Source organism: Pseudomonas sp. GG8 (assembly GCF_052976945.1).
In genome coordinates, this window is record NZ_JBRIIP010000001.1 from 4,625,927 (window position 1) to 4,638,289 (window position 12,363).

Annotated in this window: 9 protein-coding genes; 1 reads left to right on the top strand and 8 read right to left on the bottom strand. The window is 55.1% G+C overall.

Features of this window, described 5'->3' with window-relative positions; translation table 11 throughout:
* Positions 1–74: 74 nt before the first annotated feature.
* On the bottom strand, positions 75–1,880 hold the full coding sequence (gene msbA / locus ACVBEG_RS22040; protein ID WP_322277946.1) for a lipid A export permease/ATP-binding protein MsbA: 1,806 nt from the start codon (positions 1,878–1,880) through the stop codon (positions 75–77).
* 156 nt (positions 1,881–2,036) lie between these two features.
* Between msbA and ACVBEG_RS22045 the strand changes: the two genes are divergently transcribed.
* Complete coding sequence (locus ACVBEG_RS22045) at positions 2,037–3,893, top strand: O-antigen ligase family protein (protein ID WP_322177539.1); 1,857 nt, start codon at positions 2,037–2,039, stop codon at positions 3,891–3,893.
* Positions 3,894–4,182: 289 nt separating this feature from the next.
* Here ACVBEG_RS22045 and ACVBEG_RS22050 read toward each other — a convergent pair whose 3' ends face one another.
* The 7 genes from ACVBEG_RS22050 to ACVBEG_RS22080 are packed head-to-tail and all read right to left on the bottom strand — an operon-like array spanning position 4,183 to position 12,345.
* Positions 4,183–5,067, bottom strand: a complete 885-nt coding sequence (locus tag ACVBEG_RS22050; RefSeq protein ID WP_322177538.1) for a glycosyltransferase — start codon at positions 5,065–5,067, stop codon at positions 4,183–4,185.
* Positions 5,064–6,218, bottom strand: coding sequence for a glycosyltransferase (locus ACVBEG_RS22055; protein ID WP_322277944.1), 1,155 nt, complete (start codon positions 6,216–6,218; stop codon positions 5,064–5,066). Before ACVBEG_RS22055 ends, ACVBEG_RS22050 begins: the two co-directional genes overlap by 4 nt.
* Positions 6,215–7,099: a DUF6625 family protein gene (locus ACVBEG_RS22060; RefSeq protein ID WP_322177536.1), complete on the bottom strand. Its 885-nt coding sequence runs from the start codon at positions 7,097–7,099 to the stop codon at positions 6,215–6,217. The genes ACVBEG_RS22055 and ACVBEG_RS22060 overlap by 4 nt, the downstream gene beginning before the upstream one ends.
* A gap of 57 nt (positions 7,100–7,156) precedes the next feature.
* Complete coding sequence (locus ACVBEG_RS22065) at positions 7,157–8,581, bottom strand: PIG-L deacetylase family protein (RefSeq protein ID WP_322177535.1); 1,425 nt, start codon at positions 8,579–8,581, stop codon at positions 7,157–7,159.
* Complete coding sequence (locus ACVBEG_RS22070) at positions 8,578–9,474, bottom strand: antimicrobial resistance protein Mig-14 (protein ID WP_322177534.1); 897 nt, start codon at positions 9,472–9,474, stop codon at positions 8,578–8,580. Before ACVBEG_RS22070 ends, ACVBEG_RS22065 begins: the two co-directional genes overlap by 4 nt.
* Positions 9,474–10,604 carry a glycosyltransferase gene (locus ACVBEG_RS22075; protein WP_322177533.1) on the bottom strand — a complete coding sequence of 377 codons (1,131 nt, stop codon included), beginning with the start codon at positions 10,602–10,604 and terminating at the stop codon, positions 9,474–9,476. The genes ACVBEG_RS22070 and ACVBEG_RS22075 overlap by 1 nt, the downstream gene beginning before the upstream one ends.
* Positions 10,588–12,345, bottom strand: coding sequence for a carbamoyltransferase family protein (locus ACVBEG_RS22080; protein WP_322177532.1), 1,758 nt, complete (start codon positions 12,343–12,345; stop codon positions 10,588–10,590). The genes ACVBEG_RS22075 and ACVBEG_RS22080 overlap by 17 nt, the downstream gene beginning before the upstream one ends.
* Positions 12,346–12,363: the final 18 nt, after the last annotated feature.

The following is a 12,363-nucleotide window of genomic DNA, read 5'->3' on the forward strand; positions in this document are numbered from 1 at the left end:
ATACAAAACACATGATTCACTCTACATCGCAGGACAATGCGCCAGAGGGCGGGAGCCCACCCTCTGGTCAAGCGTCAGGCTATCCCGGAGGTCGTCGGCTCATCCAAACCCATTGAGTTCAGCCTGGCATAGTAGCCATTCTGGGCCAGCAACTGGGCGTGAGTGCCTCGCTCGACAATCTGTCCTTTGTCCATGACCAAAATCAGGTCGGCTTTCTCAATGGTCGAAAGGCGGTGAGCAATGACCAGCGTGGTGCGTCCCTTCATCGCCTGATCCAGTGCGGCCTGAATATGCCGTTCAGACTCGGTATCCAAAGCAGATGTTGCCTCATCAAGAATCAGCAACGGAGCATTTTTCAACAGTGCCCGAGCAATCGCCAAACGCTGACGCTGCCCACCCGACAACAAGACACCGTTCTCGCCCACCAAGGTGTCCAGGCCTTTAGGCAACTGCTCGATAAAATCCTTGGCATAGGCATCTTCCGCAGCTTTCTCGATGGCCGCACGCGGCGCGCCTGCTAAATCGCCATACGCAATGTTGTTAGCCACGGTATCGCTGAACAGCGTGACGTGTTGGGTGACCTGGGCGATGTGCCGACGTAGATTGAGCAAGCGGTAATGCTCAACCTCAATACCGTCCAATAGGATTTGACCGTCCGTATGGTGATAAAAGCGCGGAATCAAGCTGGCCAGCGTCGACTTCCCGCTGCCAGAACGCCCTACCAGCGCCACGACCTGTCCCGGTTCAACGGTAAAGGAAATATTATCCAGGACCAGACGATCAGTTCCCGGATAGGTAAAACTCAGATTCCGCACCTCCAACCGCCCTGTCAGCGAACTGCGTTCAAGGGTACCGCCGTCCATTTCAGGCTCGACATCCAACTGTTCGAAAATGCTCTCAGCACCCGCAACGCCCTTCTGGATGGTTGAACTGACCTCAGACAATTGACGAATCGGCTTGGGTAAAAAACCCGCCAGGGTGATGTAGGCAATCATATCGCCCGCAGAAGCATCACCACGCAGGTACAGCACCAGGAACATCAAGACCGCCATGGCCGTGTAAATCACCAACTGCAACATCGGGGTGTAAATAGCCCCGGTGCGAGTCATGCGTAATTGCCGGTTGGTATTGCTTTCGCTCGCGTTGAGAAACCGCTGTTTCTCGTAGGCCTCGCCGCCAAAGCTGCGGACCACGCGATAACCCTGGATAGTTTCAGACGCCACATGGGTGACGTCGCCCATCGCGGCCTGTATTTTCTTGCTTTGCTTGCGAAACTTTTTACTGGCCGTACCGACCATGAATGCAATCATTGGAAGAATGGCAATCATCACCAGCGTCAAACGCCAGTTCATAAAAAGCAGCGAGGCAAACAGGAAGACAACGCTCATTCCCTCACGGATTACGACCTTGATCGCATCCGTTGCCGCCCCGGTGACCATGGTGACGTTAAAGGTGATACGCGAGATCAGATGCCCCGAGTTATTCTGGTCGAAATAACGATTCGGCAAGACCAGCAAGTTATTGAACAACTCCATTCGCAGGTCATGGACCAGCCCTAGCGATACCTTTGCCAGAAAGTAGTTACCCAGATAGGATCCCAACCCCTGCCAGGCCGCGATCAGGACAATCAACAATGGCACAGCCTGCAGCAGCTGCAAATCGCGCAGGTAAGGAACACTGGGGAACAACACGGCTTCCGGGTTGGACAGACCATCAACAAAGTACTTTAGGATGTACCCCAGCATTGGCTGCGTCGAAGCAAAAATCACAAACCCGACAATGCTAATCAGAAAAATCCCGGCATAGGGTCGGACGTAGCCGAGCAAGCGGAAGTAGATCTTCATGCTCGAAGGGCTACCGGAGGGACTGGATTCGGTCATATCACGCGGCGGTAATTGAAAAAGGAGGCTGACTTTAGCACAGCTTCTCTGATGTACTGGCAGCGGTTTAGAATACAAGCCTGCTCAGCCCACGCAACAACATCAAATTGCCATCAACTTATGATAGCTAATCACCTTCTGGAGCGAGCTTCTCGTATGCACTACAGCGGTCTGCGTCATGCCTCCAATCGAGCCTTCGAGTTTATTTGCCTGTGGATCATTCCCATCGGCTTTTTCCTATTGCTATGCGACCTGTTTTTTCTTCCCGGACGTCCGCAGCATCACAAGCTTTATTACGCACTGTTCAGCATTCCAACGCTGATCGCCATTTGCCTGCGCCCCCGAGAACTGCGTGACCTGCTACACGAGCCTCTCATTTTGAGCTTTCTGGCCTTTTTAGCCTGGTCACTGATCAGCCTATTCTGGAGCCCCCTCGACGAAAGCATCGGAGGACTGATAAAGCCGCCACTGCACACGCTCATGCTGTTCATCGGCTGCGTATTACTGGTGCGCTACCGTAGCGAATACCTGCAACCCTTGTTTTTTGGGGCCGCCGTGGTTGCGCTGATTGCCTCACTCTTCAATTTGTATGCGTTCGCCAAAGCCTACTCTCCCGACCTACGGATGATCGGAGCCGGCGCTTTCGACAATCCACTGCTGAGTTCCCACGTCTTTGGCTTTTTCTGCATTTATTGGCTGAGCCTGAGCATGACCTGTAAGCGACGAGCGGTACTTTGGCTAAGCATCCCCGCATTGATCGTAATGTTCACGGCGGTGATGGCGACGGGCTCCCGAACTCCGCTGGTCGCATTGGCCCTTGCAACACTGTGGCTCTGCTTTGTCTGCTGGAATCGCCGCTCCTTATTCGTACTGATCGGCACGGCCATCTGTGCTGCCATTGTGGTGTTTGAGTTCTCTGGGATTATTACCGCTCGGGGAGGGTCCTATCGTTTCGAATTATGGAAACTGGCCCTCGAACAGATTGCCCATCACCCCTGGATAGGCAAAGGTCTAAACGCGTCACTGAGCCTTGATGTCGGGGTCGGCTATCTTCTGGAAGAACCCCACAGTTTTGCACTTGGCGTCCTCTACTATGTCGGCATCATTGGCTTCATACCCTGGCTGTTCATGCAGGCATGGGCACTGCTGAGCGCTTGGCGGCAACGGGCGCACCCATTGTTTATCATCGCCTCCACATGGCTGGTTTTCGGTATGGGTGCAGGGCTGACAGAAGGTGGCGGCATTTTGAGTCGCCCTAAAGAACACTGGTACCTGTTGGTTATCCCGCTGGCCCTGATTGCCGCCCTTAACATCAGCCGGCGTAGCGGCCGACTCCCAGGCATACACGTCGAGCCTCTAACCACCAGCGCTATGACGCAATTGGCAGACGGCGCTCATGTCGTCGAGAAGGATGGGCTGGGACCCAAAGTATTACGGCTCAGCAACGGCCACTTCCTAAAACTGTTCCGCCCTCGGCGCTGGTACACATCGGGGCACTTCACCCCCTACTCTGAACGCTTCGCTTCGAACAGTGAGCACCTGCGCAGCCTGGACATCCCAAGCCCGGACATCCTCAAGTTGTATCAACTGGATGATGGAAGCAGTGCCGTACTCTACCAACCGCTGTCAGGCCAAACCCTGCGCCAAATTCTGCAGTCGACGGGCGCGCCTGCCGTTCGCGAGGCATTGGTCGAGCGCTTTGGCAAATTTCTGGCTCAACTGCATGACCGAGGCATCTACTTTCGCTCGGTTCACCTGGGCAATGTCCTGCTGCTCGACACCGGCGAGTTTGGCTTAATCGACCTGGCCGACATGCGAATCCTGCCCTCGCCGCTCAATTTGTCGCTACGCCAGCGAAATCTACGGCATATACAGCGTTACCCCGAAGACAGGCGCTGGCTGTTTGAAGAGCAATTACAGGCTCTACTCCAAGGGTACGGTAAAGTGGCGCCGAAACGAGCAGTGGATAACATGCACAAACATGTGCTGGCTTTTGCAGTAAAGGCGGGGTGAGTCGACACGGCCAGCGTAAATAGAGGGGGCAGCGCGGTCGACGCTCTCGGGTATACGTCAGGAAATCATCCATATCAGAACTGCAGAGCTTACTCAAAACGCTCTGCAACTCAACCTCTGGCCAGTCGTGGACCTGAGGCAAACCGCAGCTACCACGACCGATGTGATAGCCAGGATAGCGCTCTCTGAAACGAGCCGTGCCACGTTCTGTTTTTGGTAACTTTCGGATTTCAGGACGCGCCATGCGCTTGTTCAAAAACCGCTGAATCCAACCCGTAAGAATACTCGCTCAGTTTTTTTCCAAGCGCGAAAAGTACAAACGCCCTAGTGCGCGCCAGGTTTTGCCCGTCCAAGCCTTGAAGGGCAACTGCGCCAAAAGCTCACGAGCCAGTGGGCGGTCACGATTGGATGTTTTCAGGAACATGGAGTTGAGGAATTTGTAACGCACTTCCTCATAACGCGGATGGTCACTGAATAGCGCATACGAGCGCAGAATGTTATCAATCATGAATCGGTGGTTTTTATACGAGTTGGTAGCGTGCTTACGATAGCGCGCCATCAATACACTCAGGCCATCGATAAAATACCCGGCGTGGGTGATTTTCAATTCAATCAACAGGTCTTCCAAACGAATATCAGGGTCGAAACCGCCGACTTTTTCCAGCGCTTCACGCCGGATCAATAACGTAGGGGCTGGTGGATAGGGCTTTCGCTCCAAGAACATATCATCGAAATCAAGGCGACGAAATGGTACCTCCCGGCGCTGACGCTTCTCGGGAAACAGGTTGCCCTCAGCATCAATCAATTCGATATTGCCCGCGCAAATACCGACTTCCGGCTTGTCCTGCATGTATGCCACTTGAGTCGCAATACGCTCCGGCAACATGATGTCATCCGACCCGAAAGGGGCGATCAAGCTGCCGGTTGAACGCGCGATAGCGTCATTGAGGGTATGGGTCAAACCCTGGTTTTGCTGGACCCTAAAATCAAAACCATAGCGGGTTTGCAGGCGGCGAATACGCTCGACACTGTCATCCTTAGAACCATCATCGATGACCAGCAACTCAATATGCGGGTACGTCTGGTTCAGGACGCTCAGAATGCTTTGTTCGATATAGGGGCCATGGTTATAGGAGGCGATAATCACCGTCACCCGTGGTTGATCGCCTGTCACAAAACCCCCTTCTGCGCCAGGCCCAGACCTGTCTCAATCAACGCCAGATACTCCTGACGAAATACATCGATATCGTGCTGAGCCAGCAAATAACGATAGGCTTGCTCACCCTTAGCCTGAAGCACTTCATCCGAGAGGCTCAAGTACTCATCCAGGGCCGCCTTAAGCGCGGGAACATTAGCCGGCTCTACGGCAAGCCCACCGGCACCGTGAATGAGCGGGAGCATGGCTGGAACACTGGAAGCAATAACCGGCAGATGCCCGCTCATGCCTTCAAGCAGCGCCAACCCCAAGCCCTCAGCCAGGGAGGGCATGGTCCAAATATCGAAAGCCCTGACGTACTGCAGTGCATTTTCGCGAAAACCCAGTAAATGAGCGCGGCCGATCAGCCCCAATTGTTCAATTTCACAACGCAGTCGCGACTCCTCACGCCCCGCTCCGATGATTGCCAATTGAGCATTCGGGTACTTGTCTTTCAGAGCGGCAAAAGCCTGCAAGAGGTACGTGTGCCCCTTGACCGGCACCAGCCTCCCCAATGCGCCAACCAGCCGTACGGAGGGATCAAGCCCCAGCAACTGCCGAGCCTGCTCACGAGCGTACTGCAGGCCTTCAGCTTGCTCAATGTCGATAGCATTGGTGATGGCGTAGGTATTCTCATCGGTAAAGCCACAGTCGCAGTCAATCAGGTACTGCTTGACTGCCGGGGAGACGCCGACAAACCGCCAGTGCTTATCAATCCGGCCCTGAGCTTGGCGCCGGCGATAAAATCGATCGTACTCGCCAAACCCATGGGAAATGCCGATACACAAAGGGATCTTCAGCCAACGATTAAGCTGGAGCATCATATTGACCGGTTTGAAGCGATTACAGATCACCACATCGAACTGTTCTTTGCGGCAAAACCAAAAAAGCCGCCACATAGCGCGCAGGCGCAAGCCCTTGAGCGATTTTTCGGGAAACTCAAAATACACTGAGCGGTCAGCGCGACTCACCGCGCCTCCAGAGTCCGGCTTGCCACGCATAAACGCCGCCGTCACGTCATAGCGATCTGCGGGCAGAGCTTTGACAATCTGTTCCGCCAAATCAGCGAAATCGTAAGCCTTAACGTTGTAATCCGGCTGCAACTGCAGCACTTTTAAGCGCTGACTCATACCGCTCCCCGCTGAAAGCCTGACGCATCAATAACCCAAGCCGACTGCGCCGCCAAGTGTTTTACCGTTTCAGGGTCGGGCGCTGGCAAACTCGACCACTCATGCCGCTTCCAAAACATAAAATGAAAATACGGGAAAGGTCGACTCCCATCCTGCTCATTGGTCAACTGCCCCTTGTGCCATAGCCAGCGAGAGGGGAAACCATGAGAGCCATCATGCCACTTGATGCAGCTGCCCGGTGTACTGAATGCTTCTGTAAATTCACTGCGTCGCCGCCACGGATTAAATTTCCCCACCAGATTGAACAGCGGCCTCGGGAAATTTTTACGCCACAGAAAAATACGACTGAATGCACCTTCATCCAAAGCATGCTGCTGTTGATCGGCAAAACGCTTACGCCAGTTTTTAATCCGCATGAATAGTTCACGGCTGCGCACTGAGTTGCGCATCAAACACAAATGCCCGGCCACACGCCGTTCATGGGTCGAAAACAGGTCGTAGCGAGCCAAACGCTCTCGCGCAAAGCAGCGCCGCAGATCACCGTAGACTAGATCAGTATCGCCGAATGCCCAAAAGTCGTAACCGTCAAGGCGATCGGCATGAATAAAACCCAAGGCTGGTTTGATATCGCACAATTTATAAGCTGCTACGGGCGAGAAGTGAATACCCAAACGATCCGAGACCAACTGGCAATAGCTCTTAAAATCAATGATTTCAACCCTGACATTATCTGGAAGGTTCTCTGGAATACCGCAATCACTAAACAGTAGCCAGTCGATATCTGCGTTATGCCGACAGCTTTCAAGAAAGAAAGGCATCCAGAACGGCCAACGGCCAAAGTAAGGAATGATAAAAAGAATCCGCGGATTTGGCTTGCTCACAAAATACTCACTGTACATTGTTTTTATTTAGGCCATGTTCCGCCCTAGGCTGCTTCATTATTTGCGTGGCAGAAACCAGAACAACTCGTGACGTCTGACCGCTTTGCGAAAAAACTCATTCTCCCCGTAGGGTGACGATGCCCTGCCGACCAATAGCCGTTGTATCAAACGTCGTAGTCGTCGCTTGAAAGGCACGGCCGTTTGCAGATCATGCATCATTCCCAGCGCCATCGCCTTGTCCCGCTGCTGCTCCAGTGTCAGAGAGTAAACACAAGGCTGCAAAACCTGATCTGGATCGAACGCAGGCGCAAGCGCAATACCGGCTCCCGAATCCCCCATTGGCCAGCGATCATTGTCATGGAGGTGGTTGGCATAACCGAGCAATGCCTGCGGCTGCCACTCCAACCCTTTTAACGCTTCCAGAACCGCAGCCTGGGCACAAATATGGTCAGGGTGCGGGTCCAGTGTCGGATGGGGCATCACAATCACCTGCGGCCGGGCCCGGATAAGGAGCGCTCGCAAATCCGCCAGCAGGTTATTCCAAGTCGGAGCACCATCTGTGTCGCCGGGCAACACAAACGCGTTGAACTGGCGAAACAAGCGGGTATCACTCAACGCTGCTTCGCGTGAACCAACAGGCTTATCGGGTGCCGCTTGCATCGCGGGAAGCTGTAGGCAGAAATACCCGAGCTGCACACAATGTTCCTGCGGCACGCCAGCCCAACGCGGCACCGCAATACTGTCCCAAGCCCGCAAGCGGCCCTTGATTCGAGCCGCTTCAACAGGGTCGAGTCCCATTTTCTGGTAATGCTGCGCTTCAATTTCACCTGCCGTCAGGGTCACGATCCAAGCCTCATCAGCCTGACTGTACAAACCAAACGCTGCCAATTCGGCATCATCAGCATGGGGAGCAATCACCATGACCCGCTGACGCCTGTAATCCGGATACTGAAAAGACCACAACTTCGGCGGCCCCTTCAGGCGACAGAAACGGCCTCGCAAGCGCACCTCACCACGCGCCAAGGGTTGTGCAACCGTACTGAGGTTCAGATAACGCAAGCCGTTGACCCCGCGCTCAAATGTCTGACGGTCCTGTTGATCACCATCGAGCACCATCACCACAGGATCAAAGAAACGCCCCAGCCACGTACTCTTGACCTGCAACGCCAGCACCAGCGTTTGATCGGCGGCGGGATCCAGCGGCGTGTCCATCAACAAGTGCTGTCCCTCAAGGCGAACCTCAAGCACACGACTGTCCGATGGGAAGGTGTACTGATAATCATCCTTGGGCGAATAGAACAGATGGTCGGCGAACCAAGCCTCATGGGCAATCCACACCAGCACACCGAGCAGGAGCGGCAACCACCAGGCAACCAGGACCCCAAGGGCCCCTAACAGCACAAGCCCCACCAATAAAACAATGCGTTTATGCCGCCGATGACGCTTGAGCAACTGCTGCTTTCGACTGACGTCCTGACTCATACCTTGAATACCGGCACAGGGTTGCACCAACGCTCTTTATATTCTCGATCCGCTCGACCAAACGAAAAGCGCAAGGGCTTCCCCAAGGTCCTGGCATGCTCCCAGGCACTTTGGGTATTAAGAAAGCTCAACACGCTCCCCGGACTGAACTCACGTGTCTCGGGGTCTACGCCGCCGTTGATGTACTCCACACTGACCCACTGCGGCGCCTCAACCCTATACACCAGTTGAATGGCGATAGGAGCATCATTGAGGAAAATAACCGACCCGATCAGCAGTTCGCGCAATAGCTCGACGACCTCGGCCATGCGCTCGGCACCCGTCGCAGGGAAGCCCCAGCGCCGCTGAAACAGGTCGCAGTAAATCGCCGCCAACTCCCGACTGCCAAACTCGCTGACGGGCCGCACCACACCGCCTGCCTCCTCCAGCAACCGTAACTCGCGTCGCTGGTTATAGCGAAACTTCTTCGATAACGTTTCAGGGGTACGCGCCATCGCCAACTGTTCAGCCTGCGGTTGCAGAGTGGTGATCTGCCCGTCATGCAATGACGACAAATAACGGCCACGGTGGCGCAAAGCAACCTGTGCATCCGCCGCCACAGGCAAAATCAACTCGGCATTACCCAGGTCGAACAGGCCTTTCTTGCCACAACGCTTAAGCACATCCTTGGACAGCGCCAAATCGCGGCCCCAAGTCGCAATAGATGCCTTCAACTCACCCTTTTGCTCCCAGGCCAGGTACCGAACCGGAATCTGCGCCAGGTGCGCCAAGCGCTCGACCACCAACGGATGAGTCGCCACACTGCCGCCAAACTGCTGCCAGGCGGCGGCATAGGTACACGCATCAACTGCCGACCAACCGCGCTCACGCCAGCCTTGAAATCGGTTGAGCATCAAACCTCCGCAGTCAGGTCAGTCACCTGTGGCAAACGCCAGAATGCGTCACGTACCGCCTGGTCAGAGAAACGCTCACGAAGGCGCTCAAGCATCAAACGAGCACAGTCCTGACGCTGTTCATCATTAAGCGCGGCAAGGTGTTCAAGCCCTTGGGCCAACTGCTCGGCACTACCTTGCGCAAACAAAATACCCACGCCCTCGACCACTTCCTTGGCCCCGCCACACGCCGTAGCCAACAGAGGGACACCGGCAGCCATGGCTTCGAGCAGTACCATGCCGAACGGCTCATGATCAGAACTCAAAGCAAAGACATCAAACGCACGAAAATAACGGCGCGCCTCTGGGATCTGCCCCAGAAACAGAACTCGATCACTTACCCCAAGTTCCTCTGCCAGTTGTTTAAGCGCCTGCTCAAGACGACCGACACCCACAATCACTAAATAGCTGTTTTTTGGCAAAGAGGGCAAGGCCGTAGCAAACCCTCGCAGTAGAGTGGCCTGGTCCTTATCGGGATGAAGTCGGCCCACGTTACCGACAATCCAGCCATCGGCAGGCAGACCCAGCACATCACGCGACTGGGCTTTGGATAATTGACTGGCTTGCAGCGCATCGATATCAACACGGTTGTACAACGTACGAATACGCCCGTTCGGCCATGTCGGCAGGCATTGGCGCATGTCATCACGCACCGCATCGGAAACGCCAAGCAGGCTCAAACGTTTGCGCAACAGGTGCGCGAACAGCTTGCGACTGCGGCGCGCATAATCACCAAACGCATGATGTACGCCGATCACCGGCAAAGTGGTGGCCAGCAACGCGACGTAAATAGGCTTGAAACGATGGGCAATACAGAAACTGAAGTTTCGGGACCGGGCGATTTTGCGCAAGTCGCATATCGCCCCCAGTTTCAGCCCCCGGATGGCTTTGGAACTGTACTCCATGAACAGCACTTCGTCCGAAGCACAGTCGGCAGCGACATCGGCATCGGCCACGCCTGTCAGAAAGACCGTGGTCACCCGATACCCCGTTCCCGCAAACAGGCTGGCGTATTGCCGGGCGCAGTCGAGAAACGGCCCGTCATAGCCGTGACAAAACTGCAGCACATGGCGTTCAGCCGAAAGTGTCATAAGCATCCACGCCGTCTTTGAGCACCAGGATATCTTCCATGATCAAGTACTCCAGATCGGAGCCAAAGAACATATTCAAGGCGTCCGTCGGCGAGCAGATCATCGGTTCGCCACGACGGTTGAGCGAGGTGTTCAACGACACGCCGTTGCCGGTCAGTTCTTCCAGCGCCTTCATCATGTCGTAGTAGCGCGGGTTGTATTTGCGCTCCAGCACCTGTGCGCGGGAGGTTCCATCTTCATGGACCACTTCCGGCACACGGCTCTTCCACTCGTCCGACACTTCAAAGGTGAAGGTCATAAAAGGAGCCGGGTGATCGACCTTGATCATCTGTGGGCCAACGGTATCGAGCATCGACGGGCAGAAAGGCCTCCAGCGTTCACGGAACTTGATTTGCTCGTTGATACGGTTGGCCACGCCAGCAATGCTCGGGCAACCAATGATCGAACGACCGCCCAAGGCTCGCGGACCGAATTCCATCCGACCCTGGAACCAGGCGACTGGGTTACCTTCGACCATGATTTTGGCGATGCGCTGTGGAGTGTTGTCGATCTTGCGCCAGACCGGTTTGCTCGGGTGGCGAGCGCAAGCGGCGATCACGTCTTCGTTGCTGTACGACGGGCCGAGATAGACGTGTTCCATCTTCTCCACGGGTACCCCGCGCGCGTGAGACACATAAGCCGCAGCGCCCACAGCGGTCCCGGCATCGCCGGAGGCAGGTTGCACAAACAGCTCTTTGACTTCCGGACGTGCGATGATCTTCTGGTTCAGTTTGACGTTCAGTGCACAACCGCCTGCGAAGGCCAGCTTGCCGGTCTCCTTGAGGATATCGCCCAGGTAGAAGTCCATCATTTGCAGCGACAGTTTCTCGAACAGCGCTTGCATACTTGCGGCGTAGTGGATGTAGGGCTCGTCCGCTATGTCGCCTTCGCGCTTGGGACCCAGCCACTCGATGAGCTTAGGCGAGAAGTAGAAACCTTTGCCCTTCTCTTTATAGCGACGCAGGCCGATCACGTTGGCGTAGTCGGTGTTGATGACCAACTCACCATTTTCGAACGTCGCCAGACGTGAGAAATCGTATTTGCTGGCATCGCCATACGGCGCCATGCCCATGACCTTGAATTCACCGTCGAGCATTTCGAAGCCGAGGAATTCGGTGATCGCGCCGTATAGGCCGCCGAGGGAGTCCGGGTCGAAGAACTCTTTGATCTTGTGGATCTTGCCGTTTTCGCCATAGCCGAAGAACGTCGTGGCGTACTCACCCTTGCCATCGATGCCCATGATCGCGGTTTTCTCTTGAAAACCGGAGCAGTGGTAAGCGCTAGAGGCGTGGGCCAAGTGGTGTTCGACAGGCTCGATCTTGATTTTCTTCGGATCGAAGCCCAACTGCTCCAGGCAGAAGACGATTTTGTTGCGATAGCGTTTGTAGCGGCGGTTGCCCATCAGCAGCGCATCAAGGGCGCGATCAGGTGCGTACCAGTAGCGCTTGGCATAGTGCCAACGCGCCTTGCCGAACAGGCTGATAGGGGCGAAAGGAATCGCCACCACGTCAACGTCCGAAGGCTTGATACCCGCTTGCTCCAGACAGAACTTCGCCGACTCGTAGGGCATGCGGTTCTTTGCGTGCTTATCGCGAACGAAGCGCTCTTCTTCAGCGGCCGCAATTAGCTTGCCGTCGATATACAGGGCTGCGGAAGGATCATGGCTAAGGGCGCCGGACAGGCCAAGAATCGTCAATGCCACAGGGGTCTAGCCTCTTTA

What these genes read in the sequence shown, in the direction of transcription:
- msbA (WP_322277946.1), bottom strand. Translation starts at nt 1,880, where the DNA reads ATGACCGAATCCAGTCCCTCCGGTAGCCCTTCGAGCATGAAGATCTAC.
- ACVBEG_RS22045 (WP_322177539.1), top strand. Translation starts at nt 2,037, where the DNA reads ATGCACTACAGCGGTCTGCGTCATGCCTCCAATCGAGCCTTCGAGTTT.
- ACVBEG_RS22055 (WP_322277944.1), bottom strand. Translation starts at nt 6,218, where the DNA reads ATGAGTCAGCGCTTAAAAGTGCTGCAGTTGCAGCCGGATTACAACGTT.
- ACVBEG_RS22065 (WP_322177535.1), bottom strand. Translation starts at nt 8,581, where the DNA reads ATGAGTCAGGACGTCAGTCGAAAGCAGCAGTTGCTCAAGCGTCATCGG.
- ACVBEG_RS22070 (WP_322177534.1), bottom strand. Translation starts at nt 9,474, where the DNA reads ATGCTCAACCGATTTCAAGGCTGGCGTGAGCGCGGTTGGTCGGCAGTT.
- ACVBEG_RS22075 (WP_322177533.1), bottom strand. Translation starts at nt 10,604, where the DNA reads ATGACACTTTCGGCTGAACGCCATGTGCTGCAGTTTTGTCACGGCTAT.